Source organism: Brevundimonas intermedia, from assembly GCF_004614235.1.
GTDB classification, from domain to species: Bacteria; Pseudomonadota; Alphaproteobacteria; order Caulobacterales; family Caulobacteraceae; genus Brevundimonas; species Brevundimonas intermedia_A.
In genome coordinates, this window is record NZ_SPVH01000006.1 from 432297 (window position 1) to 457779 (window position 25483).

At 67.7% G+C, this 25483-nt stretch carries 23 protein-coding genes, 1 tRNA gene and 1 other RNA gene; 13 read left to right on the plus strand and 12 right to left on the minus strand.

Translation table 11 applies throughout. The features are described from left to right. Positions 1-225: 225 nt before the first annotated feature. Positions 226-319: signal recognition particle sRNA small type (gene ffs, locus EGY25_RS08425), an RNA gene on the minus strand. 49 nt (positions 320-368) lie between these two features. Between ffs and nudC the strand changes: the two genes are divergently transcribed. Continuing rightward, the gene (gene nudC, locus EGY25_RS08430) at positions 369-1289 is read left to right on the plus strand and encodes an NAD(+) diphosphatase (protein ID WP_135194553.1); all 921 of its coding nucleotides are present in this window, start codon (positions 369-371) and stop codon (positions 1287-1289) included. Between the two features lie 443 nt (positions 1290-1732). Here nudC and EGY25_RS08435 read toward each other — a convergent pair whose 3' ends face one another. Further along, positions 1733-2455, minus strand: coding sequence for a 3-deoxy-manno-octulosonate cytidylyltransferase (locus tag EGY25_RS08435; protein WP_135194554.1), 723 nt, complete (start codon positions 2453-2455; stop codon positions 1733-1735). Positions 2456-2596: 141 nt separating this feature from the next. On the opposite strand from EGY25_RS08435, the gene EGY25_RS08440 reads away from it, so the two are divergent. Beyond that, positions 2597-3319 (plus strand): c-type cytochrome, encoded by a 723-nt coding sequence (locus EGY25_RS08440; RefSeq protein ID WP_135194555.1) that lies wholly within the window; start codon positions 2597-2599, stop codon positions 3317-3319. A 76-nt stretch (positions 3320-3395) separates the two neighbouring features. Here EGY25_RS08440 and EGY25_RS08445 read toward each other — a convergent pair whose 3' ends face one another. Then, positions 3396-4010, minus strand: coding sequence for a malonic semialdehyde reductase (locus EGY25_RS08445; RefSeq protein WP_135194556.1), 615 nt, complete (start codon positions 4008-4010; stop codon positions 3396-3398). Between the two features lie 156 nt (positions 4011-4166). Between EGY25_RS08445 and EGY25_RS08450 the strand changes: the two genes are divergently transcribed. Continuing rightward, the gene (locus EGY25_RS08450) at positions 4167-4496 is read left to right on the plus strand and encodes a YbaB/EbfC family nucleoid-associated protein (RefSeq protein ID WP_135194557.1); all 330 of its coding nucleotides are present in this window, start codon (positions 4167-4169) and stop codon (positions 4494-4496) included. Beyond that, a complete protein-coding gene (gene recR, locus EGY25_RS08455) occupies positions 4496-5098 on the plus strand; it encodes a recombination mediator RecR (protein WP_135194558.1) in 603 nt (200 codons plus the stop codon). The genes EGY25_RS08450 and recR overlap by 1 nt, the downstream gene beginning before the upstream one ends. Positions 5099-5104: 6 nt before the next feature. Here recR and EGY25_RS08460 read toward each other — a convergent pair whose 3' ends face one another. Then, on the minus strand, positions 5105-5461 hold the full coding sequence (locus tag EGY25_RS08460) for a hypothetical protein (protein WP_135194559.1): 357 nt from the start codon (positions 5459-5461) through the stop codon (positions 5105-5107). Positions 5462-5573: 112 nt separating this feature from the next. Here EGY25_RS08460 and EGY25_RS08465 point away from each other — a divergent pair, with 112 nt between their 5' ends. The 5 genes from EGY25_RS08465 to EGY25_RS08485 all read left to right on the plus strand — a co-directional run bounded on the left by EGY25_RS08465 (position 5574) and on the right by EGY25_RS08485 (position 9200). Then, positions 5574-6791, plus strand: coding sequence for a DNA recombination protein RmuC (locus EGY25_RS08465; RefSeq protein WP_135194560.1), 1218 nt, complete (start codon positions 5574-5576; stop codon positions 6789-6791). An 85-nt stretch (positions 6792-6876) separates the two neighbouring features. Beyond that, positions 6877-7335: a hypothetical protein gene (locus tag EGY25_RS08470; RefSeq protein WP_135194561.1), complete on the plus strand. Its 459-nt coding sequence runs from the start codon at positions 6877-6879 to the stop codon at positions 7333-7335. A 3-nt stretch (positions 7336-7338) separates the two neighbouring features. Continuing rightward, positions 7339-7545 carry a helix-turn-helix transcriptional regulator gene (locus tag EGY25_RS08475; RefSeq protein WP_135194562.1) on the plus strand — a complete coding sequence of 69 codons (207 nt, stop codon included), beginning with the start codon at positions 7339-7341 and terminating at the stop codon, positions 7543-7545. Then, a complete protein-coding gene (locus EGY25_RS08480) occupies positions 7542-8192 on the plus strand; it encodes a hypothetical protein (RefSeq protein WP_135194563.1) in 651 nt (216 codons plus the stop codon). The genes EGY25_RS08475 and EGY25_RS08480 overlap by 4 nt, the downstream gene beginning before the upstream one ends. A gap of 45 nt (positions 8193-8237) precedes the next feature. Next, positions 8238-9200, plus strand: coding sequence for a TraB/GumN family protein (locus EGY25_RS08485; protein WP_135194564.1), 963 nt, complete (start codon positions 8238-8240; stop codon positions 9198-9200). Positions 9201-9249: 49 nt separating this feature from the next. Here EGY25_RS08485 and EGY25_RS08490 read toward each other — a convergent pair. The 4 genes from EGY25_RS08490 to EGY25_RS08505 all read right to left on the minus strand — a co-directional run bounded on the left by EGY25_RS08490 (position 9250) and on the right by EGY25_RS08505 (position 13736). Continuing rightward, positions 9250-9323: transfer RNA gene (locus tag EGY25_RS08490), tRNA-Gly, on the minus strand. Between the two features lie 39 nt (positions 9324-9362). Beyond that, positions 9363-10358 (minus strand): bile acid:sodium symporter family protein, encoded by a 996-nt coding sequence (locus tag EGY25_RS08495; RefSeq protein WP_135194565.1) that lies wholly within the window; start codon positions 10356-10358, stop codon positions 9363-9365. A 69-nt stretch (positions 10359-10427) separates the two neighbouring features. After that, positions 10428-12386 (minus strand): acetate--CoA ligase, encoded by a 1959-nt coding sequence (acs, locus tag EGY25_RS08500; RefSeq protein WP_135194566.1) that lies wholly within the window; start codon positions 12384-12386, stop codon positions 10428-10430. A 3-nt stretch (positions 12387-12389) separates the two neighbouring features. Beyond that, complete coding sequence (locus EGY25_RS08505) at positions 12390-13736, minus strand: DcaP family trimeric outer membrane transporter (protein WP_135194567.1); 1347 nt, start codon at positions 13734-13736, stop codon at positions 12390-12392. Positions 13737-13898: 162 nt separating this feature from the next. On the opposite strand from EGY25_RS08505, the gene EGY25_RS08510 reads away from it, so the two are divergent. Continuing rightward, positions 13899-14510, plus strand: coding sequence for a response regulator transcription factor (locus EGY25_RS08510; protein ID WP_135194568.1), 612 nt, complete (start codon positions 13899-13901; stop codon positions 14508-14510). A gap of 13 nt (positions 14511-14523) precedes the next feature. Here EGY25_RS08510 and EGY25_RS08515 read toward each other — a convergent pair whose 3' ends face one another. The 4 genes from EGY25_RS08515 to folE all read right to left on the minus strand — a co-directional run bounded on the left by EGY25_RS08515 (position 14524) and on the right by folE (position 21612). Beyond that, positions 14524-17889, minus strand: a complete 3366-nt coding sequence (locus EGY25_RS08515; RefSeq protein ID WP_135194569.1) for a hybrid sensor histidine kinase/response regulator — start codon at positions 17887-17889, stop codon at positions 14524-14526. Positions 17890-17979: 90 nt separating this feature from the next. Next, positions 17980-19653 (minus strand): MFS transporter, encoded by a 1674-nt coding sequence (locus EGY25_RS08520; protein WP_135194570.1) that lies wholly within the window; start codon positions 19651-19653, stop codon positions 17980-17982. A gap of 152 nt (positions 19654-19805) precedes the next feature. Continuing rightward, on the minus strand, positions 19806-20963 hold the full coding sequence (locus tag EGY25_RS08525) for an acyltransferase family protein (RefSeq protein WP_135194571.1): 1158 nt from the start codon (positions 20961-20963) through the stop codon (positions 19806-19808). A gap of 64 nt (positions 20964-21027) precedes the next feature. Beyond that, positions 21028-21612 carry a GTP cyclohydrolase I FolE gene (gene folE, locus EGY25_RS08530; protein WP_135194572.1) on the minus strand — a complete coding sequence of 195 codons (585 nt, stop codon included), beginning with the start codon at positions 21610-21612 and terminating at the stop codon, positions 21028-21030. A gap of 344 nt (positions 21613-21956) precedes the next feature. Between folE and EGY25_RS08535 the strand changes: the two genes are divergently transcribed. The 3 genes from EGY25_RS08535 to fliQ all read left to right on the plus strand — a co-directional run bounded on the left by EGY25_RS08535 (position 21957) and on the right by fliQ (position 25474). Continuing rightward, positions 21957-23456 (plus strand): ATPase domain-containing protein, encoded by a 1500-nt coding sequence (locus tag EGY25_RS08535; RefSeq protein WP_135194573.1) that lies wholly within the window; start codon positions 21957-21959, stop codon positions 23454-23456. Next, on the plus strand, positions 23453-25129 hold the full coding sequence (locus tag EGY25_RS08540; protein ID WP_135194574.1) for a response regulator: 1677 nt from the start codon (positions 23453-23455) through the stop codon (positions 25127-25129). Before EGY25_RS08535 ends, EGY25_RS08540 begins: the two co-directional genes overlap by 4 nt. An 81-nt stretch (positions 25130-25210) precedes the next feature. Further along, a complete protein-coding gene (fliQ, locus tag EGY25_RS08545; RefSeq protein WP_135194575.1) occupies positions 25211-25474 on the plus strand; it encodes a flagellar biosynthesis protein FliQ in 264 nt (87 codons plus the stop codon). The last annotated feature ends 9 nt before the right edge of the window (positions 25475-25483 follow it).

A 25483-nucleotide genomic window follows, 5' to 3' on the forward strand; every position in this document is an offset into this window, starting at 1 on the left:
CCTCGGGGGAGAAGGTGGGCCCGAAGGGCTCGGATGAGGGGGCTCTGTCCGCCCCACTGACGGCAAGAGCGGGTCCGTATCCGGCAACCCCCTCATCCGTCTCGCTCCGCGAGCCACCTTCTCCCCCGAGGGGAGAAGGCACACGCACACGCACGCACACGCACACGCACACGCACACGCGCTCAAGCAGCGAGCCGCCGCGCGGCGAGCGATAGCGAAAAAAAGAGAAGTAGAGACCGCGACCCGAAGGGGAATTCGTTGTGGCTGCTGCCTTCCGGCCCTGACCAAGTTGGCGAAACCTTCGCCCGCGATCTCCGAGCGGAGATATGACGGGTGCAGCCATCGGAATCAAGAGCTACAAAACGCGCATGGCCTATCAGAACACCTTCGCCGGCAATCCGCTCGATCGGGCCGGCGACCTGCGCAACGATCCCGAATGGCTGGCCCGGCAGGAGGCCAATCCCGAGGCGATGGCCATGGTCCTGTGGGAAGGGCGTCCCCTGATCGAGGAGACGGCCGACGGGCCGCGCCTGGCCTGGCTGTCGCTGAAACACGCGCGCGACATCGTGCCGGATCGCGATGTCTTTCTGGGCCTGTGGGATGCGGCGCCGGTCTTCGCCATCGAGTTCGAGGGCTCCATCGACCCCACCGACGGGCCGCTGGCCGGCGTCGGCGCCTTTCAGGAGCTGCGCTCGGCGGCGGCGATCCTGCCGGCGGCGGACGCGGCCATGGCGGGCGGGGCCAAGAGCCTGTTCGACTGGCGGCGCAAACACGGCTTCTGCGCCAACTGCGGCACGTTGAGCGAGACCGCGTCCGGCGGATGGAAGCGCCGCTGCCCGGCCTGTGGGACCGAGCATTTTCCGCGCGTCGATCCGGTCACCATCATGCTGCCGGTCTACAAGGGCGGCGCCGAACCGATCTGCCTGCTGGGCCGCCAGGCGGCCTGGCCCGAGGGGCGGATGTCGGCCCTGGCCGGTTTCCTGGAGCCCGGCGAATCCATCGAGGAGGCCTGCGCCCGCGAAGTGAAGGAAGAGGCCGGCCTGACCGTGATCGCCACCGCCTACCACTCCAGCCAACCCTGGCCCTTCCCGTCGCAACTGATGATCGGCCTGATCGCCGAGGTCTCTGACGACCAGGCCCGGCCCGACCAGACCGAGCTGGAATCGGTCGCCTGGCTGACCCGGGCCGAGGCGCGGGCGGTGCTGGCCGGCGAACACCCGACCATCCAGGCCCCGCCGCCCTTCGCCATCGCCCACAGTTTGATCAAGGCCTGGGTCGAGGCGGGCTAGACAGATCGCTCTCCCTCCCCGTTCGGGGAGGGTGGTCGCGCAGCGAGCGGGTGGGGGCGGCCAGCAGGGGCCGCACTTGCCTGATCCGGGACAGATTCGGTGAGGCGTCGCCTGGCCGCCCCCCACCCGACCTCGCTCCGCTCGGCCACCCTTTCCGGAGCGGGGAGGGTGAAGGTTAGTCTTCCACCGTATTCTAGAAAGCGAACCCACGCCGATTCAATGACTTACGACCTCGCATCGACCGTCTGCCATACGCCGGTCTGACCGGGCCTATAATCGCCGCCGGGTCTTTGACATCGTCGCGCAACCAAGTCTGAGAACGGAAGTTGCACCCGTGCAATTCCCCTCGGAATGAGTTCTTAAACGAAAACAAAGACGTCCGTCATAATTGCACCCCATTGCACCCCATTGCACCATTTCCGCCGGGTGCAATCTGGTCGCCGTCACACCAGCGCTCGCGCCGCTTCCAGGTCCGCCGGATTGTCCACCGACAAAGGCGCTTCGTCGATGACGGCGGCCCAGATTTGCATCCCCATCTCCAGGGCGCGCAACTGTTCCAGCTTTTCGCGCTTCTCCAGCGGCGACGGCGGGGCGGCGCAGAAGCGGTTCAGGGCCTCGCGGCGATAGCCATAGACGCCGATGTGCCGCCAGATGGGCGCATCGCCATACAGGGTCGAGCGGGTGAAATAGAGGGCGCGGCCCTGGCGTTCGCCGTCTCCCAGCGCCAGCACCGCCTTGACCACGTCGGGATTGGTCCGGTCCGACAGATCGGCTTCCGCCGCGACCAGGGTGGCGATGTCGCACGTCGGCTCCCCATGCAGGATGGCGGCGCAGGCCACGGCCAGGCCGGGGCTGGCGAAGGGCATGTCGCCCTGGACGTTGATGACCGCGTCGAAATCGCCTTCCGGGTCGATGGCGTCCACGGCCGCGCGGATGCGGTCCGAACCCGAGGGCAGGGCGGGGTCGGTCAGTATGGCCCGGCCGCCCGCCGCCTCGACCGCCTCGACGATCTCGGGGTCGCCGGCGGCGACCACCACCGGAAGGCCCGAGGCTTCCGCCTGGCGATAGGCGCGCACGATCATGGGCACATCGCCGATCAGGGCCAGCGGCTTGTTCGGCAGACGGGTCGCCGCCATGCGAGCGGGTATCATTATCAACGGATTCATCGACTTCCCTGACGCCTGTCTGACCCGTCGCGCGTTGGGCCGGTTGCGAATGCGGCGCTACCGTGCCAGAGACGCCAACGCAAGATTATGTCCGGGGCGTGTTTTCGAGGGCCCGGCCGGCAGAGGGATTCGACCAGGCGTATGAGCGGCGATCTTAAGTGGAACAAGATTTTCGGTGCGGCTCTGGGGACGGCCTTCGTCATCCTGGTCGTCCAGCAGGCTTCGGGCCTCGTCTATCATTCCGAAGCGCCGGAAAAGATGGGCTATTTCGTCGATGCGCCGGACGAAGCCGCAGGCGGCGAAGCGCCCGAACTGGCGCCCGACTGGGGCACGGTCCTGCCGGCTGCCGATCTCGCCGCCGGCGAGGCCGCCTTCGCGCGTTGCCAGGCCTGCCATGACGCGCACCAGGGCGGCGCCGACAAGATCGGTCCGAACCTGTGGGGCGTGGTCGGCGGTCCGGTGATGCACCGTCCGGGCTTCGCCTATTCCGACGCCATGGCCAAGCACAAGGCCGAGGCGCCGGCCTGGGGCTATGATCAGCTGGACAGCTTCATCACCGCGCCGGCCCGCTACGTGCCCGGCACCAAGATGTCCTTCGCCGGCATCCGCGACACTCAGACGCGCATCAACCTGATCGCCTGGCTGCGCACGCAAGGCTCGGGCGGCTTCGCCATCCCGGCGCCGGATACGACCCGTCAGCCCGGCGCCGCCGCCCCGGCCGAAGGGGCGGAAGCGCCCGTGACCGAAGGCGCCGCCGCCACCGAGGCGACCGGCACGACCCCGGCCGAGGGCGCGCCCGCAGCGGCCCAGACCACGCCGGCGGCTCCGCCCGCCGCGACGGCCTCGGCCCCGCCGAACACCTGATAGACTTCGGTCCAGAGACGACAGAAGGGCGGCCCCGACGGGCCGCCCTTCTTCGTTTTAAGCAGGCGCCGCCGCCTCAGAGAATCTGCGCCGCCTCGTCGAACGACAGGCGCGGCGAGCGGGGGAACAGGTTCTCGTCCGAGCCATAGCCTAGGTTGAGGATATAGTTCGGCTCGACATTGCTGTCGGGGAAGAACTCGGCCTTCACGCCCGCCGCATCGAAGCCGGACATCGGCCCGACATCCAGACCCAGCGCCCGCGCGGCGATGGTCAGATAGCCGCCCTGCAGCGAGGCGTTGCGAAAGGCGCTTTCGCGACGGCCGGCCTCGTCGGCGAACCAGGCCTTGGCCCCCGGCGCATGCGGGAACAGGGCGTCCAGATGCTCGTGGAAGTCGATGTCCTGACCGATGATCAGGGTCACCGGCGCCTGCTGGGTCTTGGCCTGATTGCCCTCGCTCATCAGCGGGACCAGGCGCGCCTTGGCTTCGGGCGAGGTGACGAAGACAAAACGGGCGGGCGAACCGTTGACCGCCGTGGGGCCGAACTTGGTCAGCTCATAGAGCTTGTGCAGCAGTTCGGGCGGCACGGGGCGATCGGTCCAGCCGTTGCGCGTGCGCGCCTCGGTGAACAGTTGCGACAGGGCGGCGTCCGACAGCGGGGCGTCGCGTTGAGTGAGGGCGTCATAGGCCATGGAATGCCTTCCTGATTAGAACAGCAACGAATGCAGGTGCTAATTAGGCTGTTTCGCAACGGTCGCAAGTGCGAATGCGGCGCCTCTGCGTTTCCGATTTCGCGATGATGCTCAAAACCCCTGTCGCACCGGCCGTCTTGCCCCTATCTAGAGAGCATGAAAGACCTCACACAACTGATGCAGCAGGCCCAGGCGATGCAGCAAAAGCTGCAGGACGCCCAGGCCAAGATGGCCGAAACGTCCGCCGAGGGCTCCTCGGGCGGCGGCCTTGTCTCGGTGTCCCTCAAGGGGCCGGGCGAGATCACGGCGATCAGGATCGACGACAGCCTGCTGACGCCCGGAGAGGGCGAGATTCTGGCCGACCTGATCGTCGCCGCCCACGCCGACGCCAAGCGCAAGCTGGACGAACAGAACAACGCCCTGATGCGCGAAGCCGCCGGGCCGATGGCCGGGATGAACATTCCCGGAATGCCGAAACTGTTCTGATGGCCGCCTCCGCCGGGCCGGAGATCGAACGGCTGATCTCCCTTCTCGCCAAACTGCCGGGCCTGGGTCCACGCTCCGCCCGGCGCGCGGCCCTGGCTCTGCTGAAGCGGCGCGAGCAGCTGCTTGTGCCGCTGGCGGCGTCCCTGGCCGAGACGGCGGAAAAGGTCGTGTCCTGTTCGGTGTGCGGCACGCCCGACACCCGCGACCCCTGCGCCATCTGTTCGGACGGGGCGCGCGACAACGGTCTGATCTGCGTGGTCGAGGAGGCCGGCGCCCTGTGGGCGATGGAGCGATCCGGCGCTTTCCGGGGCAAATATCACGTGCTGGGCGGGCTGCTGTCCGCCTTGGACGGCGTCGGGCCCGAGCATCTGCGCATCACCGAACTGGTTGGGCGCGTAAGGGGCGGCGGCGTGCGCGAGGTCGTGCTGGCCCTGCCCGCCACTGTGGACGGCCAGACCACCGCCCACTATGTCGCCGAGCGGATCGGCGGCCCGGGGGTCGAGGTCACATCGCTGGCGCGGGGCGTGCCGGTCGGCGGGGATCTGGACTGGCTGGACGACGGCACCATCGTCCAGGCCCTGAAGGCCCGCCGCCCAGCCTGACGCCGATCAGTTCGACGGCGTCGTCGGCGCGTTGACGTTCGGCGCTTCGCCGGTCGGAACCGGCGCGGCCCGGCCCGTCGCGTCCGTGGGGGCGTCGGCCGCAGGCGGCGTCTGGCTGTCGCCTGCAAAGTCGCGCGTGTCCGCTGCGGTCGGCCCCGTTTCGTCGTTCTGGGCGTTGAAGCCGCCGTTGGAAAGCATCCAGATCCCCAGCAGCAGGACGGCCGCCGCAAGCGTGGACACCACCAACAGCACCAGGATGCGAGGCCCCTTGCGTCCGCTGCGCACCAGTTCGGCGTCGACCGGGCGGCCTTCGTGGACGGCGTCGGCGGCCTTGTCGTGACGTTCGGGCTCTTGCGGGATCATGGCGTGTCTTCTCCGAGGACAGGTTCAGCCAAACCAACGTCATCGGAACGGCTACGTTCCTGCGAGGCTTGGTGCGCTTCTCATGGGCTGCGACTCCCGCTAGGAACGGAGCATGAACATGCTAGTGCCCATCCTCGCCCTTCTCGCCGCCGCCTTCGCGGGCGCGTTCCTGTGGGCCTTCATGGGCTGGCAGAGGACGCAGGGCGCGCTGGCGGCCGCCGAGGCGCGCATCGACCTGGTCGAGGAAAGCCGCGTCACCATGGGCGAACTGCTCAAGGCCCAGGCGGCCCAGTCGGCCCAGGTGGTGGCGGACCAGATGGTCAGCCGCGCGACCGAGACCTTCCGCGCCCAGGACCAGCTGGCGCGCGAGCGGATGGCGGCCCAGCTGAAACCCGTCGCCGACACCCTGACCAAGTTCCAGGAACATGTCGCCGCGCTGGAAAAGACCCGCTCCGAAGAGACCGGCGGCCTGCGCGAGCAACTGACCCAGCTGATGGCGGCGTCCTCAGCGACACGGGACGAAGCCCGCAAACTGACCGAGGCCCTGCGCGGCAACACTGGTCGGCGCGGCCGCTGGGGCGAGCAGACCTGCCGCAATGTGCTGGAGGCCGCCGGCATGGCCGGCCGGTTCGACTTCACCGAACAGACCTCCAGCGCCGACGACGAGGGTCGCCAGAACCGGCCCGACTTCATCGTCCGCCTGCCCGGCGGCGGCATGTTCGTGATCGACGCCAAGGTGCCCTTGGCCTTTGACGAGGGCGACGGCGACGAGGAGGCGCGCGCGCGTTCGGTCGGCCTGCGCACCGCCGCCAGCCTGAAGACCCACGTGCGCCAGCTGTCGTCCAAGGCCTATCAGGACCAGTTCAAGCCCAGCCCGGATTTCGTTGTCCTGTTCGTGCCCGGCGACGCCTTCCTGGTCACCGCCCTGGACCACGAGCCGGACCTGATGACCCAGGCGATGGCCTCGCGCGTCGTCATCGTCACCCCCTCGACCCTGTTCGCCCTGTGCAAGGCCGTCGCCTATGGCTGGCGGGCCGAAGAGCAGGCCGCCAACGCCGACAAGGTCGCCGCCCTGGGGCGCGAACTCTACAAGCGGCTGTCGGTCATGGGCGGTCACGCCTCGGCCGTCGGCCGCGCCCTGGATCAGGCCGTCGGCAAATACAATCAGTTCGTCGGCTCGCTGGAGAGCCAGGTCATGGTCTCGGCCCGCCGGTTCGAAGACCTGCAGGTGGATCATGAGGGCAAGGCCCTGCCGGACCTTACGCCGGTGGAGACGGCGCCGCGCGTCATCGCTCGTCCGGAGCTGATCGCCTCGTCCAAGTCGGAGTAGGGCGTCTTTCTGTGGAAAGGGCGCTTGACAGGCGTCGCATCGTAATGTCAATGTAGCTTGTCAATTGGACAAGGGGTGTTGACTGATGCGTAAGTGGCGGCCGGTAATCAAGGCGACGGTGATCACGTTCGGCGGTGGGCTGCTGTTCGCGCTTCTGGGCGGCATTGCGGTTGGCTACGCTTCCAACTCGGGCTGGATCACCTCCGAGCTTGGTGAGCTGATCGTGACCGGCGTCTTCGCCGCCGCCATCATGGCGGGCGCCCTCTGGGTCGGCGCCGAATGGATGCGGGTGATCGACGAGGCTGCGCGCGAGGCCCACAAGGCCGCCTGGTACTGGGGCGGCACGGCCGGCATGTGCGTCAGCGGCGTGGGACTAATCCTCTCCTCCGCCGGACCGTGGCGCGACATCATCGCCCGCCACGTTGGATCGGGCGGCTCCCCTGTCGACTATATGTCCGCCGGCGCCGCCTTGATGATCGCCCCCATGCTGATCGGCTACACCGTCGTGTGGGCCTGGTGGTGGCTGGCGCGGATGCGGGGCTGAGCCATGAACAATCGTCTCAAGGTCCTGCGCGCCGAGCGTGACTGGAGCCAGGCGCAGCTGGCCGAACACTTGGGCGTGTCGCGCCAGACCGTGAACGCGCTGGAGACCGGCCGTTACGACCCCTCCCTGCCGCTGGCCTTCAAGATTGCGCGCATCTTCGGCCAGCCCATCGAATCCATCTTTTCGGACGACCAGGAGCCGACGAAATGAAGTCTCCCTCGCTCTCTCCCTCCTCGTGGCCCCGATGGGTCCGCGCCTTCGCCTTCGGCGCTCTGTTCGGCGTGATCGGCTACGGCGTCGGCGCCTGGCTGGCCAAGGTCGCACCGGGCGGGTTCGGCCTGACGGACAAGGCCCTACGCTGGTCGGACGTGCTGGCCCTGCTGGTCGGGTTCGCCCTGGTCGTGGGCGCGCTGTGGGCGCTCTACGTCAGCCTGGACGCCAAACGCTTGGGCCGGATGTACAATCTGGAAGGCGACGCCTCGCCCGAGGAAGCCGCTGTGGCGCGGTTCCAGGCGGCGGTCATGGGCTTTTCCGGCGTCATCCTGACCCTGCCGATCGCATTCAGCCTGGCGGGCGTCAGCCCCGTGCTCGGCCTCGGCGCCATCGCCCTGCTGGTCGTGTTGCACACGGTGATGAACGTGCGCGTCTATCGCCAGGCCGACGAACTACTGCGTCGCGCCGTGATGGAGGCCGCCGCCGTCACCTTCTTCTTCAGCCAGTTGATCCTGTTCCTGTGGGCCGCCGCTGAGCGCCTGGGCGCCGCACCGACGATCACCGCCTGGGACATCTACGCCGTGCTGATGACGCTCTATCTCGGCGCCTCCATCTGGATCAGCGCCCGTCGCGGCCTGGCCTGACCTCTTTTCCCTTTTCCCGCCTTCTTCAAAAACTGGAGTGACCTCATGACCCTCTCTGCCCGCCTCCGATCCTCCGTTTCCACCCTCGCGCGCGGCGCCCTCGGCGTCGCCGGCGGCCTGGCCCTGTTCGTCTCCATCGCCGGGGTTCCGGCCGACGCCCTGGCCCAGACGACGGCCCCTGCCGCCGCTGCGCCCATCCAGGGCGAAGGCCCCGCCCTGTGGGTGATCAAGGATGCGGATTCGACCCTGTATCTGTTCGGCTCGGTCCACGTCCTGCGCCCCACGACCGGCTGGGCCAGCCCCCGCGTCGAGGCCGCCTTCGACAGCGCCTCGGACATCTGGTTCGAGATCAGCAATCCCGACGATCAGGCCGCCGTCATGCCGCTGATCCAGCAGCACGGCCTGTCGCTGGACACGCCCCTGTCCAGCCGCCTGACGCCCGAAGAGAACGTCGAACTGGAGGCCGCCGCCCAGGCCATGGGTTCGTCCGCCGCCCAGCTTCAGCCGATGAAGCCCTGGCTGGCGGCGCTCAGCCTGTCGGTGGCCCCCCTGGTCAAGGCCGGCTATGATCCCAAGTCCGGCGTCGAACTGGTGCTGAAGGCGCGCGCCGAGGCCGCCGGCAAGCCGATCCACGGCTTCGAGACCATCGACAAGCAGATCGGCATCCTGGCCGGCCTGCCCGAAGACGTACAGATGGCCTTCCTGCGCGAGACGCTGAAGGATTACGAGAACGCCGTGACGCTGCTGGACACCATGGTCGAGGCCTGGGCCAAGGGCGACGTCGCCACCCTGGACCGCGTCATGGTCGAGGAGATGAAGGCGGCTTCGCCGGCCCTTTATCAGGCCCTGCTGGTCGATCGGAACACCGACTGGGCTGACCAGATCCAGACCCTGCTCGAAGGTTCGGGCACCGCCTTCATCGCCGTGGGCGCCGGGCACCTGACCGGCGACGACAGCGTCCAGGCCATCCTGCAAAAGCGCGGCGTCACCGTCGAAGCCGCGAACTGAGAACGGAAAGAGGCGCGGCGGCACGGTCGTCGCGCCTTCACCAATAGGCTGGAGCGGGCAGCGGGAATCGAACCCGCACGAGCAGCATGGGAAGCTGCCAGGCTACCACTACATCATGCCCGCGATGGCCTGAGGGCGGTCTATCTCAAGGGAGGCCATGTCTCAAGGTAAGATGGGGCTCAAGGCGCGTGCTGCATTCTCTCGCGCATAGCGCTGGGCGATGATGGTGCAGGCGAACAGCTGGATCTGGTGGAACAGCATGATCGGCAGGACGATCAGCGGCACCGCGTGACCGGCGAACAGGATGCCGGCCATGGGGATGCCGGTGGCCATGCTCTTCTTGGAGCCGCAGAACAGGATGACGATCCGGTCGGGGCGGTCGAACTTGAGAAGCCGCCCCGCCATCAGGGTCAGGCCCAGCACGATGGCCAGCAGGATGATGTTCAGGCCGATGACCTTGGCCAGGTCCATAGGCGCCACCTGGGACCAGACGCCGGCGACGACGCCCTCGCTGAAGGCGGCGTAGACGATCAACAGGATGGAGCCGCGGTCCACCAGGCCCGTCAGCTTGGCGTGACGACCCAGCCAGTCTTTCAATAGCGGGCGGCACAGCTGGCCCACAGCGAACGGGGCCAGGATCTGCAGGCCGATGTCGAGGATGGATCGCAGGTGGATGCCGCCGCCGGCCCCGCCGATCATCAGGGCGACCAGAAGCGGCGTCACGATCACGCCCAGCAGGTTCGACAGACTGGCGCTGGTCAGGGCGCCCGCGACATTGCCGCCCGCGATGGAGGTGAAGGCGATGGAGGACTGCACCGTGGACGGCAACAGGCACAGATAGAGCATCCCCGTCAGCAGATCGGGCTGAAGCGAGCCGCGCATCAGGAAGACGAGCCCCAGTCCCAGCAGCGGAAACAGCAGGAAGGTCGACAGGAAGACCGTGCCCTGAAGCCGCCAGTGCATCAGGCCCGCGCCGATGGCCGCCGGCGACATCCGCGCGCCGTAAAGGAAGAACAGCAAGGCGATGGCAGCCTTGACGACCCAATCCATGACCACGGCGGCCTGCCCGCTGGCGGGCAGCAGCGCCGCCAGGATCACCATCCCGATCAGGGCCAGCAGATAGCCGTCGATCGGCAGGCGGGACAGGAAACGGGGCATGGACGGCTCAGGCTGCGGCAGGCTGACGCACAGATAGGCTCAGCCGGCGCCGCATTGAACCCCGCGCCGCTATTCCGCCCCGGCGCGGTTCTTGACCAGGTCGTCCACCACCGACGGGTCGGCCAGGGTCGAGGTGTCGCCCAGCGACCCGATCTCGTTCTCGGCGATCTTGCGCAGGATGCGGCGCATGATCTTGCCCGAGCGGGTCTTGGGCAGGCCCGGCGCCCACTGGATCACGTCGGGCGCGGCGATGGGGCCGATCTCGTGGCGGACGTGGGCGACCAGGGCCTTGCGCAGCTCTTCGGTCCCCTCGACCCCGTTGTTCAGGGTGACATAGGCGTAGATGCCCTGGCCCTTGATGTCGTGGGGATAGCCGACGACCGCCGCCTCTGCGACATCGTCATGCAGCACCAGGGCGCTCTCGACCTCCGCCGTGCCCATCCGGTGACCGGACACATTGATGACGTCGTCCACCCGGCCGGTGATCCAGTAATAGCCGTCTTCGTCGCGACGGCAGCCGTCGCCGGTAAAATAGCGGCCCGGATAGGTCGAGAAATAGGTGTCGAAGAAGCGCTGGTCGTCGCCATAGACGGTGCGCATCTGGCCCGGCCAACTGTCGGTGATGCACAGATTGCCGGACGCGGCGCCCTCCAGCGGCTGGCCCTCGGCGTCCACGATCTCAAGCTCGACGCCGGGCAGGGGCAGGGTGGCGGAACCGGGTTTCAGGTCGGTGGCGCCGGGCAGGGGGGTGATCAGATGGCCGCCCGTCTCGGTCTGCCACCAGGTGTCCACGATGGGGCAGCGGCCGTCGCCGACCACTTCGTGATACCAGCGCCAGGCCTCGGGATTGATCGGCTCGCCCACCGTGCCCAGGAGGCGCAGCGAGGCGCGCGAGGACGCCTTCACGGGCGCATCGCCTTCGCGCATCAGGGCGCGCAGGGCCGTGGGGGCGGTGTAGAAGATCTCCACCTTGTGCTTGTCCACCACCTGCCAGAACCGGCCGGCGTCGGGATAGTTGGGCACGCCCTCGAACATCAGGGTCGTCGCCGCATTCGCGAGCGGTCCATAGACCATGTAGGAGTGGCCCGTGACCCAGCCCACGTCGGCGGTGCACCAGAAGACCTCGCCGGGGCGATAGTCGAAGACGATCTCGTGCGTCCAGGCGGCCCAGAACAGATAGCCGCCCGTGGTGTGCATCACGCCCTTGGGCTTTCCGGTCGAACCCGAAGTGTAGAGGATGAACAGCGGATCCTCGGCGTTCATCGGCTCGGGCGGGCAGTCTGCGTCGACCTTGGCGGCTTCCAGGGCGTAGTCGAAGTCGCGGCCCTCGATCATCGGCACGTCGCGGCCGGTGCGACGCACGACCAGGACGGTGTCGACCTTCACCTTCGTCAGGGCCTCGTCGACATTGGCCTTCAGCGGCACGTGCTTGCCGCCGCGTAGACCCTCGTCGGCCGTGATGACCAGGTTGGAGCCGCAGTCTTCGATTCGACCGCACAGGCTGTCGGGCGAGAAGCCGCCGAACACCACCGAATGGACGGCGCCGATGCGTGCGCAGGCCAGCATGGCGTAGGCGGCCTCGGGGATCATGGGCAGATACAGGGTGATCCGGTCGCCCTTCTTGGCTCCATGCGCCTTCAGCACATTGGCCATGCGGCACACCTCGGCGTGCAGTTCGCCGAAGGTGATGTGGCGGCTGTCGGCGGGATCGTCGCCTTCCCAGATGATCGCCGTCTCGTCCTTGCGATGAGGCAGGTGGCGGTCGATGCAGTTGGCCGAGACGTTCAGCACCCCGTCCTCGAACCAGCGGATGCGGAAGTCTTCCTTCTTGAACGAGACGTCCTTGATCCGGGTCGGGGCCGTGATCCAGTCCAGACGTTTGGCCTGTTCGGCCCAATAGGCATCGGGCGTCTCACGCGCCGCGATCCGCGCCGCCTCATAGGTCTCCCGGTTCAAGTGGGCCTTTTCGGCCCAGTCGGCAGGGACGGGATAGAGGTCGGGATCAGGCACGCGAGACGTCTCCGGCATCAATCAGAATCCGTATTTGGCGAACAGGATCAGACGGGTCATGTCGCCGCTGGCGCCGGTCTCGATCTCGCGATCCGCGAACATCAGCTCGGCTCCGACATCAAACGCCGTAACCGGCGACCAGATCAAATTCGCATGGATGCTCTGGGCGGAACGGTTTACGGCCAGGCCGGTGAAGCCGGTCTCGTTGTCCACCTTCTGCGCCGACCAGATCAGGCTGGAACGCCAGCCGGGGGCCCAGACGTGGCGGTAGGCGGCGAAGCCGGCGACCACGCCGATGGAGTCCAGTTCGCCCGAGGCGTCCACGACGGCGTCGTTGGAGAAGTTCAGCCCGACATAGCGGCCGATGCCCTCGCCACCGGTCAGCATCAGGCGGATGTCGTCCTTGGACCCGACCTTGATCTTGGTCGAGGCCGACAGGCCCCAGCCGGTCGCGGTGGAGTCGATGTTGGTCGCCGGGTTCTCGTATTTCAGCTGGCGCAGCAGGCCGGCGAACTGGAAATCGCCCCACGGCTGGGACACCGCATAGCGGGCCGTGAAGTCCGGCAGGCTGTTGTCGTCGGCGACGATGCGCGCGCCGCCGCCGAACGGGGTCACGGTCGTCTCGGGGTTCTCGACCGAGACCGAGAAGGGGCCGCGCGTATAGCGGACCTGGACCTGACGGGCGAAGACGGTGCCTTCCGCCGCGCCGATGAAGTCGGCGGACTCGGGCAGGACGGCGGTGTTCTGGAAGTTGGTCCACTCCTGGCCGATCAGCCAGTTGTCGATGGTGATGAAGGCGCGACGCAGGGCCGGGTTGGCGGGGCTGGTGGTCCGCTGATCGCCGGCGCCGGGCAGGGTCTGGAAGTCCATCTCCATGCGGGTGCCGATCTTGTGGCCGCCGACCATGCCGTCGGTCGTCAGCCAGAAGCGGGTCTGACGGGCGTTGAAATCGGTCGCCGTATCCTCGTCGGCGCCGCCGATGGGGATGGAGCCGGGAATGTGGAATTCGCGCAGCGCGTCGCCGTTGAGCGGGTCGCCGCCGGAGTAGCGGGTGGCGTAGGCGTCGACCTTGACGAAGCCGCCGAACTTGACCGTGTGATCGCCGATGCGGAAGCCGTCGCTAGGCGCGGCCGGAGCGGCGGCCTGCTGGACCGGCGCCGCCGGGCGGGTCTCCAGGCGGATGATGTCCTGCTGTTGCGCGGCCTGTTGGGTGCGCGAGGCGACGACCTCGGATTTCAGGGCGTTCAGCTGGGCTTCGAGCTGGGCGATGCGCGCTTCGAGCGCGGCCTGGTCCTGGGCCGAGGCGACGCCGGGCGACGCCAACAGGGCGACGGCGGCGGCTCCCGCCATTAGGCTTGTCTTGATCATGATGAATCCTCCCGCGCCCATCTAACGCGGGCGTCCCTTCGAAAACCTTTCCGCCTCCAGCCTCGGGGAGCCATTGGCCATTGGTCTAATTTCGACCAAAGTCGAACCGCGCCATGATGGCGACGACGCGGCCGATCAGACGCCGCGCACGGAAGGACGCCCATGGATCGCATCGTCGTCGCCGACGACCATCCCCTGTTCCGCGCCGCCCTGCGCTCGGCCGTCGACAAGGCGGCGCCGGGGGCGGAGGTGGTGGAATGCGCCAGCCTGGCCGAGGCCAAGGCGGCGATGGTCGCCGGGCCGGTCGATCTGCTGCTGCTGGACCTGAAACTGTCGGACAGCGAGGGCATGGCCGGGCTCGCCGCCGTGCGTGCCGAACAGCCGACCGTGCCGGTCGCCGTGGTGTCGGCCAGCGAGGACGCGCCCGTGGTGCGCCACGCCCTGGGCCTGGGCGCCGCCGGCTTCATTCCGAAATCCTCCTCCCTGCCCCAGATGGTCGAGGCTATCGCCGCCATCCTGGCCGGCGACAGCTGGGCGCCCGATGTGCCGGAGGCGGACGACGACGATCCCGCCGGCCGCGTCGCCAGCCTGACGCCGTCGCAACTGCGGATACTGGAGGGGCTGAAGGCCGGGCGGCTGAACAAGCAGATCGCCTTCGATCTCGGCGTGTCCGAAGCCACCATCAAGGCGCACCTGACCAGCGTTTTCCGCAAGCTGGGCGTCCACAATCGGACCCAGGCGGTGATCCTGGCCAAGTCGCTGGATCCCAGCTAGCTCGACACGCCAGTCAGCTCGACAAAAAGGCTTTCAACGCCGCCGGCTTGATCGGCTTGGGCAGCAGGACCGCCCCGGCCGCCGTCGCCTGTTCGTTCAGGCCATCGCGGGTGTCGGCGGTGACCAGGGCGATGCGGCGCACGCCGTGGGGCCGCAGCCAGTCAATGACGGCGAAGCCTTCCGGCCCGTCGCCGAGGTGTAAATCGACCACGGCGGCGTCGAAGGGACCCTGAGCCGCCTTGGCCGCCGCCACGCTGGACACCAGCGTCGGCTTCGCGCCCCAGCGGGTGAGAAGGGCGTTCAGCGCATCCAGGATCACCGGCTCATTGTCCACGCACAGCACCCGCAGGCCCGCCAGCGGCAGGCGCGCCTCGCGCACCGGCGCGACCTCGGGGATCACGTCGGCGGGACTGCGCGGCACGGTGATGCGGAAGATGGTGCCGCGTCCGATGCGCGAGCTGAGCTCCAGCGGATGGTCCAGCAGGCTGGACAGGCGGCGCACGATGGCCAGGCCCAGGCCGGCGCCCGGCTCGTCCACCGCACCGGGCAGACGCACGAACTCGCCGAAGACGGTCTCGTGATCGGAATCGGGGATGCCGCGCCCGGTGTCGCAGACGAACAGCTGCACCGTCTCGCCCTGCCGCCGCGCCCCGACCAGCACCCGACCTGTGTCCGTGTAGCGGATGGCGTTGGCCACCAGGTTCTGCAGCATGGATCGCAACAGATCGCGGTCGGACGCCGCCCACAGGCGGCTGGGCATGATGGTCAGGCGCAAGCCCTTGGCCTCGGCCACGGGTGCGAACTCGCGGCGCAATTCGTCGAACAGGCCGCCCAGCGACAGTTTGGTCACATTGGTCCGCACCCCGCCGGCCTCCAGCTTGGACAGGTTCAACAGGGCGGTCAGCAGGCGGTGGGCGCTGTCGATGGCGCGGTCGGCGTTGACGGCCAGGGTGCGGCTGGTCGGCTCCGTCAGCGCAGGCTCCTCCTTCAGCGCGGCGATGAACAGGCGGGCGGCGTGCAGCGGTTGCAGCAGGTCGTGGCTGGCGGCGGCCAGGAACCGGGTTTTGGAGGCGGTGGCGTCCTCGGCGACGCGACGGGCCTCGTCCAGCCGGGCGGTGCGATCCGCCACACGCGCCTCCAGCCGTTCGTTGGCCTCTTCCAGTTCGCGCGCGGCGCGGCGCAAGGCGGTGATGTCGGTGTAGCTGGTGGCGTATCCCCCGCCGGGAATGGGCGCGCCCGAGGATCGCAGCACCCGGCCGTCGGGCTGTGCGCGTTCATGGTCGTGGGGGATGCGGCGGCTCAGCGCCTCCAGCCGCCGCTCGACCCAGGCCTCGATATCGTTGGGGCTTTCGCCGCGCTCGGCGTTCAGGCGATAGATGTTGGCGATGGGCAGGCCGACGTGGACGAAGCCGACGGGCAGTTCGAACATGGAGACATAGCGCCGGTTCCAGGCGGTGACGCGCAGATCTTCGTCCACCACGATCACGCCCTGATCGATGTTGTCCAGCGTGGTCTGCAGCAGGTCGCGGTTAAACTGAACGGCTTGCGACGCCTCGTCCAGCATCCGCACCACGTCCTCGGGCGCGCGTCCGACGCCGGCCAGGGCCGCTGCGATGACCCGGCGAGCCGAGGCTGCGCCGATGGCGCCCGCCAGCATCCGTTCCGCCGCGCGGGCCAGGGCGGCGTCGGCCGGATCGGCGTCGCGCAGTCGAGTGTCGGTCTCGCGTCCCCAGGCGGAGAAGGCGCGCTCGGCCCGCTCGTCGCCGATGAAGCGGGCGACCAGGGCGCGCAGGTCGCCGACCGAGGCGCCCGATGGCGAAGGCCTGGCCTCCATCCAGTCCGGCCCCAGCCGATCCACGAAGGCGCGGGCCTGGACCCGGTCGATCAGACGGGGCTGAGCGAAGCGGGACACCCCGACATAGGCCGCCAGATTGAGCCCCAGGCTGACGAAGACCCCCAGGGCCAGTGGATCCTTGACCCCCAACATGACGTGCAGGTGCCAGGGCGCGCCGGGCGCCAGCTGGGGCAGGGCCAGCATGACGATCCAAACCGCCATCCCGACCGTCATCCCTGCCAGGGCCCCGTGCGCATGGCCGCCGCGCCAAAGGACCGCGCCGAACAGGGCGGGCGCCAGCTGGGCCATGGCGGCGAAGGACACCAGGCCCATGGCCGCCAGACCGCGCGACTGATCCGTCGCCTGATAATAGAGCCAGGCCAGCAGCAGGACGGCGACGATGGCCGCACGTCGAACCTGAAGGATGGTCCCCGCCATGTCCGAGGCGTCGCCCCGCACCCGCCAGCGATCGCGCGCCAGGAAGGGCAGGATCAGGCTGTTGGACACCATGGCCGACAGGGCCACGGCCTCAACGATGACCATGGCGGTGGCCGCCGAGAAGCCGCCGACGAAGACAAGCGCCGTCAGCATGGTCTCGCCACGTTCGAACGGCAGGGCCAGCACCAGCAGGTCGGGGTTTACCGCCGGCGCGAACAGGGCGCCCGCCGCCACCAGCGGCAGCACCGCCAGACTGGTCAGCAGCAGATAGAGGGGAAAGATCCAGCGCGCCCGCTTCACGTCCGACGGCTGGGCGCCCTCGACGAAGGCGACGTGGAACTGACGCGGCAGGCAGAAGATGGCCAGGGTCGACAACAGGGTGATGGCGGTGAAGCGCGGCGTGACCTCGGGCGGGGAGGCCAGGGCCCCCAGGCCTTCGATGATGCGCGGCGGCGAGCCTTCGTTGAGCAGCAGGACCAGGGCGAAGACGGCGACGAACAACAGGGCGCCCAGCTTGACCATCGACTCCAGGCCGATGGCCTGGATCAGGCCGCGATTGTGCTCGGTCAGGTCGGGACGGCGCGCCCCGAACAGGATGGCGAAGAAGGCCAGCACGCCCGCCAGCACCAGCACCGTCAGTCGCTCGGACCCCGCCACCGGCGTGCCCGCCGTCAGCAGGGCGCCGGCCATCGACAGTGACTTCAGCTGAAGCGCGATATACGGCAGCGACCCCAGGATGGCGACGACCGTGACCGCCGCGCCCAGGGTCTGGCTCTTGCCGTAACGCGAGGCCACGAAGTCGGCCATCGAGCCGACGTTCTCGCGCCGGGCGGCGGCCGCGATCCGGCGCCACATCGGGAACAGCAGCGTCAGGCCGATCACCGGCCCGATATAGATGGGCAGATACTCCCAGCCGTCCCGCGCCGCCGTGCCGACCGCGCCGTAATAGGTCCAGGAGGTGCAGTAGATGGCCAGGGACAGGGCGTAGACCGACGGACCCAACCCCTTGCCGCGCGCCCGCGCCGCCGGCCGTTCCTGATACCAGGCGACGGCGAACAGCACCGCCATATAGGCGGCGACCAGGCCGAGGATCGTCAGGCTGAACATGGGGGCATCTGAACCGGGCAGGGGCTGTTTCACAAGCGAAAGGCGGGCCGTCTCGCGACGACCCGCCCCTCGTTCCGCCTGAAAGCAGGATCAGGCGTTCAGATCGACGTCCTTGCCTTCCTTGACCAGCAGGAAGCCTAGCACGACCGTCGCGAGGGCGACGATGATCGGATACCAGAGACCGGAGTAGATGTTGCCGGTCGCCGCCACGATGGCGAAGGCGGTGGTCGGCAGGAAGCCGCCGAACCAGCCGTTGCCGATGTGATAGGGCAGGGACATGGAGGTGTAGCGGATGTTGGTCGGGAACATCTCGACCAGGGCCGCCGCGATCGGTCCGTAGACCATGGTCACGTAGAAGCCGAGGATGAACAGGATCAGCACCACCATCGGCTTGTTGACCAGGGCGCTGTCCGCCTTGGCCGGATAGCCGGCGGCGGTCAGAGCCTCGCCCAGTCCGGCGTCCCAGGTCTTCTTCTGGGCGGCGAAGTCGGCGGTGGTCATGGCGTCGCCGCGGAAGCTGGGGACCACGGCCTGATCGCCGATGCGGACCTCGGCGACCGTCCCGGCAGGCGCCGCGACGTTGGTGTAGGTCACGCCCGCCTTGGCCAGATAGGATTTGGCCACGTCGCAGGAGTGGTTGAACACCGTCTTGCCGACGGGATCGAACTGCAGATTACAGTCGGCCGGATCGGCATAGACCGTCACCGGCGCCGAGGCGGCGGCGGCGGCGAGACGCGGGTTGGCGGCCTGGGTCAGGGCGTTGAACAGCGGGAAATAGGTCAGGGCCGCGATCAGGCAACCGGCCAGAATGATCGGCTTCCTGCCCACCTTGTCCGACAGCCAGCCCCAGAAGATGAAGAAGGGCGAGGCGGCCAGAAGCGCGATGGTCAGCAGGACGTAGACCAGGGTGGCGTCGACCTTCATGACCCGCTCCAGGAAGAACAGGGCGTAGAACTGGCCCGTGTACCAGATGACGGCCTGGCCCGCGGTGAGGCCGATCAGGGCGATCAGCACGATCTTCAGGTTGGGCCATTTGCCGAAGCTGTCCTTCAGCGGGGTCTTGGAGCCCTTGCCCTCGGCCTTCATCTTCTTGAAGGACGGGCTCTCGGCCAGCTTCAGACGAATCCACAGGGAGACGCCCAGCAGCAGGATCGAGACCAGGAACGGAATGCGCCAGCCCCAGTCGGCGAAGGCTTCCTCACCGACCGCAAGCCGGACGCCGAGGATGACCACCAGGCTGAGCACCAGACCGGCGGTGGCCGTGATCTGGATGAAGGAGGTGTAGAAGCCGCGCTTGCCCTTGGGGGCGTGCTCGGCGACGTAGGTGGCGGCGCCGCCGTATTCACCGCCCAGGGCCAGGCCCTGGATCAGGCGCATCAGCACCAGGATGATCGGCGCGGCGATGCCGATGACAGCATAGGGCGGCAACAGGCCGACGACGAAGGTCGACAGACCCATCAGCAGCATGGTGACGAGGAAGGTGTTCTTGCGTCCCCAAAGGTCGCCCAGCCGCCCGAAGACGATGGCGCCGAAGGGCCGCACCGCAAAGCCGGCGGCGAAGGCCATCAGGGCGAAGATGTAGCCGGTCGTCTCGTTGACGCCCGAGAAGAACTGGACGGTGATGATCGCCGCCAGCGAACCGTAAAGATAGAAGTCGTACCACTCGATGACGGTGCCGACCGATGAGGCGAGGATGACCAGGCGATCGCTGCGATCGACGGTGTGTTCCTCTTCCCCAGACGCAATTGGAGCGTCGGTAGCCATGATCCATTTCCTCCCAAGTCGCCGTTATCGGCCGTTCTGCGCATCCCTGCGGATACGTGGACGCCGACATTGACCGAGAGGGAGGCGGCTGGAGAGAGCGACTTTGGTCGAGGATCGCCGGTCGCCAAGGCGACCTTGGAGTCGAGGGTCTATCAGCCGTCGATGGAGAGGACCGGTCCCAGTTTGGGCTGGACCTTGCCGCGACGCGCGCTGCGACGCTTCAGCCAGCCGCGGATGCGGGTCTGGATCGGATTGTCGATGGCGAAGTGGAAGGCGAAGGCGAAGGCGACGGCCGCCGCGACGCCCAGGCCCCACAGGCCCCATTGGGCGGCGACGGGCAGAGAGATGCGGGCCTCCACGGCGTTGACCACGCCGAACCAGACGATGCGGATCACCTCGTTGGAGATGAACATGGAGAAGGAGACCATGGCGGCCGTCTCGACCAGTTTGGAGGGTTTCTTCACCGGCACGGCGCCGGCGGCCAGGATGATGATCGAGATCAGGGTCAGGGCGGCCAGGGCGTGCTTGTCGTGAAGCTCAAGCGCGAAGAAGCCGACGGCGGCGAGCACGCCGGTCCAGCCGGCCAGGCGCGGGGCGATCCAGACCTTCTGGGCGAACCAGGCCAGGCACATCCCCAGGAAGAACAGCGGCAGGGCGCGGATGATGCCGTAGCGCATGGGCATCTGATAGACGGGATAGCCGAGGAAGTGCCAGCAGAGCTGGTTGGCGACCAGATAGACGCCGACGCCGACCGCCAGCGCCGACCATGGACCCAGACGCATCAGGCCGCGAATGATCCAGGGGAAGGCCAGATAGCAGCCGATCAGGGCCGAGATCGACCAGGTCGGGGCGTTCCAGCCCAGGCCGCCGTGAACGCCGTAAGACTGGAGCAGCAGCAGCTGGGCGGGCAGCTGGTCCCAGGCGAACCATTCGGGATTGCGCGGTGGTACGCCGGCGGCGGCAGCCAGCAGCACGAAACCGACCAGCGACAGGCCCATGATCAGGTGGGCGGGCACGACGCGCAGGAACCGCTTGAGGAAGAAGTCGCCCGGCGACAGCCGGCCCTTGTCCACCGCCGCGCCATAGACGCGCATCAGCACATAGCCGCTGTCGATCAGGAAGAAGTTGGTCAGCAAAAATCCGCCGCGCTCGAAGATCGGATTGATCACGTGCGCCAGGGGGACAGGCCCCGCCGCCTGGAAGTGATGCAGGATGATCAGGAAGGCCACGATGAAACGCAAAGCGTCCAGCCAGCCGCCGCGCGCGATCTGAACTGTCTCATTGCGGGTCGAAATGACGGACCAGGGCATCGTTGGAGCCTCCTTCCGGCGTCTCGCCGCAAGAGATGCGCCAGTTCGCGCGATTGGGGAAACCCTAGCCGCGCACCAGACGCAGGAACTCTTCGCGGGTGCGGGGATCGTCGCGGACGACGCCGATCAGGTGGCTGGTCGACAGGCTGGCGCCCGGCGCGTTGACGCCGCGCAGGGTCATGCAGCTGTGCTCGGCCTCGATGACGACGCCGACGCCGTGCGGCTTCAGCACGGTCTGGATGGCTTCGGCGATCTCGGAGGTCATCTTCTCCTGGATCTGCAGGCGCCGCGCGAAGCCGCGCACGACGCGGGCCAGCTTGGAGATGCCGACGACGCGGTCGGTCGGCAGATAGGCGACGTGCGCCTTGCCCACGACCGGCAGCATGTGGTGCTCGCAGAAGCTGACGAAGCGGATGTCCTTCAGCACGACCAGCTGGTCGTAGCCGCCCGTCTCCTCGAAGGTCTTCTCCAGATAGGAGAGGGGATCGACCTCATAGCCCTCGAACAGTTCGCGATAGCTGCGGGCCACGCGGGCCGGGGTCTCCAGCAGGCCTTCGCGGTCGGGATTGTCGCCCGCCCATTCGATCAGGGTGCGGACGGCGGCTTCGGCGTCGGCCTGGGAAACCTTGGTGGTGCGGGCGTCTGTCATGGGGCCTACATAGCGGGGCGGTTAAGGGAATGGGAGGGCCTGTCCCGACCCTTTACGAAGCGCGGCCGTTTTCAGACCTCGGCGCCGAGAAAACACCGTCTGAATGGTGCACTTCGTCTCAAATCCAGACTACGCCGCGTAAAAAAACACCGTCTGAATAGTGCACTTCGTCTGAAACCGGAGGCGGGTTCAGGTCAGGCTGAATGGTCAAGTCGGGATGCGTACGGCGAGGTTCAAGGCTTGTCGCGAGACTTTCGGACCCGGGTCGCTGTCGTGCGACAAGCGCCGCTTGTAACCTTCTTCATTTCCGTGCGTTACGGCTCAGCTAAAGGCGAGAGGACGGCATGACGGACGGCGAGATCAAGCAAGACCAGGCCGCCTTCGGGATCGCCGGACTGGACGACATTCTGGCCGGGGGGCTGGAACGTGACCGGCTGTATCTGCTGGAAGGCAATCCGGGCACCGGCAAGACGACCGCCGCCATGCGGTTCCTGATGACCGGCGTCGAGCGCGGCGAGACCACCCTCTACATCACCCTGTCCGAGACGGAAGAAGAGTTGCGCGCCACGGCGCGGTCGCACGGCTGGTCCCTGGACGGGATCGAACTGTTCGAACTGGTGCCGCCCGAAAGCCTGCTAGACGAACAGCAGCAGCAGAGCCTGCTGTATTCGTCGGACCTGGAACTGGGCGAGACCAGCCGGATGATCCTGGAGGCGGTCGAACGGCTTCAGCCCCAGCGGGTGGTGATCGACAGCCTGTCGGAAATCCGCCTGCTGGCCCAGGGGTCGCTGCGCTATCGCCGTCAGGTGTTGGCGCTGAAACACTATTTCGCCAAGCGCGGCGTGACCGTTCTGCTGCTGGACGACTTGACCACCGACGCCAATGACAAGACGGTTCACAGCGTCACGCACGGCGTGATCCAGTTGCAGGAACTGGCGCCGGAATATGGGGCCGAGCGGCGCCGGGTGCGGGTGATGAAATATCGCGGGCGTCGCTTCCGCGGCGGCTATCACGACTTCACCATCAAGACCGGCGGGCTGGAGGTCTATCCGCGCATCGTCGCTTCAGAACACCGCACCCGGTTCAAGCGTGAGCCCATGTCCAGCGGGGTGGCGGGCTTGGACGCCCTTTTGGGCGGCGGCATACAGCGGGGTTCGAGCGCGCTGATCCTGGGGCCGGCCGGCACCGGCAAGTCGCTTTTCGCCGTCAGCTTCGTGATGTCCGCGATCGCGCGGGGCGAGAAGGCGGCCATGTTCATCTTCGATGAGGAGCTGGGTCTGCTGTTCGCGCGGATGCTGGAGATCGGCATCGATCTGCAGGCCTGCGTTGACGACGGCTCGCTGATCGTGGAGCAGGTTGATGCGGCGGAGCTGTCGCCGGGCGAGTTCGCCGCCCGCGTTCGGGACTGCGTTTCCAAACGAGACATCAAGACCGTCGTGATCGACAGCCTGAACGGCTATCAGGCCGCCATGCCGCAGGAGCAATTCCTGGTGCTGCACATCCACGAACTGCTGCAATATCTGAACCGCCAGGGAGCTTCGACCTATCTGACCGTGGCCCAGCACGGGCTGGTCGGGGACATGAAGGCGCCGGTGGACGTGACCTATCTGGCCGATACGGTGGTGTTGCTGCGCTATTTCGAGGCGGCGGGCCTGGTGCGCCGCGCCATCTCGGTGATCAAGAAGCGCGCCGGCGGCCACGAGAAGACCATTCGCGAGTTCGATATCGGTACAGGCGGCCTGACGCTGGGCGAGCCGTTGTATGGTTTCCAAGGCGTCCTGCGGGGCGTGCCCAACTTCGTAGCCCAGGACGGCGAAGGTCTGATGGGCGATTCTTCCGCATGACCCGGGGGGGAGAGCTTTCGGAACGCGCCCTGATCCTGGCGCCTGCCGGCCGGGATGCTGTGGTGGCCGCCCAGATCCTGACCGAGGCGGGGACGGTGGCGCAGGTTTGCGACACGTTGGACGACCTTCTGGCGCGCATGATCGAAGGCGCGGCCCTGGCCGTGGTCGTCGAAGAGGTGATGATCAACGGCGACCTCAACGCCCTGTCCGCCTGGATCGAAGGCCAGCCGTCCTGGTCGGATTTTCCTTTCCTGGTGCTGAACCGGCGCGGCGGCAGCGTCGAGCGTAATCCGGCGGCGCAACGTCTGTCGCAAACCCTGGGCAATGTCAGCTTTCTGGAACGGCCGTTTCATCCGACGACCCTGGTCAGTGCTGTGGACACGGCCCTGCGCGGTCGGCGCAGGCAGTATGAGGCGCGTGAGCGGATCGTCGAGATTCAGCGCGCGGAGGCCCTGCTGGAACGTCGGGTCGCGGATCGCACCGCCCAGCTGGAAGCGGCCAACCGCGAACTGGCCGCCCAGATCGTCGAGCGCGAAAAGGCCGAGACGGCCCTGCGTCAGGCGCAGCGTCTGGAGGCCGTCGGCCAGCTGACCAGCGGCGTGGCGCACGACTTCAACAACCTTTTGACCGTCGTGCTGGGCAATGTCGATCAGTTGAGGAAGAACGAGACCGATCCCAAGGTCCTGCGTCGGCTGGACATGATGCGCGAGGCCTCGCAGCGCGGGGCGCGGCTGACGGCGCAGATGCTGGCCTTCTCGCGTCGGCAAAAGCTTGAGCCGCGCGCCGTCGATTTGAACGAGACGGTGCGCAGCATGGGCGACATGCTGCAGAGCGCCATCGGCGGCAGCGTGCATATCGAGCCGCCGCAACTGGCGACGGACCTGTGGCCGGCGATGATCGATCCGACGCAGATCGAACTGGTCATCCTGAACCTGGCCATCAATGCGCGCGACGCCATGGAGGTCGGGGGGGCGCTGACCATCCGCACCGAAAACGCGCGGCTCGATGCGTCAGGACGGCCCGACGATCTCCCGGCCGGCGACTATGTGGTGGTGTCGGTCAGCGATACCGGCTCGGGCATGACCGACGAGGTTCGAGCGCGGGCGTTCGAACCCTTCTTCACCACCAAGGACGTCGGCAAGGGATCGGGCCTGGGGCTGAGCCAGGTGTTCGGCCTGGCCAAACAGTCCGGCGGCGGGGTCAGCATCGATACCGAGGTCGGCAAGGGCACGACGATCCGCATCTTTCTGCCCCGCGCCGACGCCGCGCCGACGCAGGAGCGCGAGCCGAGCGGCGAACTGCTGGCCGCGCGCGACGCCGGCATGGTCGTTCTGGTGGTGGACGACGACGAGGCGGTCAGGACCGTCACCGCCGGCTACCTCAGCGATCTGGGATACGACGTGATCGAGGCCGACAGCGGCGGGGCGGCGCTGGAGACGCTGGACCATCATGACAGGATCGACGCCATGGTGCTGGACTTCGCCATGCCGGGGATGAACGGCGGCGAGCTGGCGAAGGAACTGAAGGCGCGCCTGCCCGAAGCGCCCATCCTGTTCGCCACCGGATACGCCGACGCCGAGGCCCTGACGGACGTGGGCGAGGACATGATCGTGCGCAAGCCGTTCACCCAGGCCGAACTGGCGCGCAAACTGTCTCGCACCCTGGCGGCCTGATCCCCACGAATACGCGTTTGGTTAGCGGCCTGTTAACCATCCTGTCGGCATTTTCTGCCCAGTAGTTTGGGAGCGGTGTCGATGAACGGCGCAGAAGTTCTGGATGTCGGGCGCGACGCCATCTGGCTGACGATACAACTGTGCCTGCCGGTCCTGATCGTGGGCCTGGTGGTGGGCGTGGTGATCGGCCTGTTTCAGGCCCTGACGCAGATTCAGGAACAGACCCTGATCTATGCGCCCAAGATCATCGCCATCTTCGTGTCCCTGATCCTGTTCCTGCCGCTGATGGGCGCGCTGTTGGGCGGCTTTATGCGCCAGATCGCGGCCCGCATCGCGGGGATGTAGTGGAGGCCG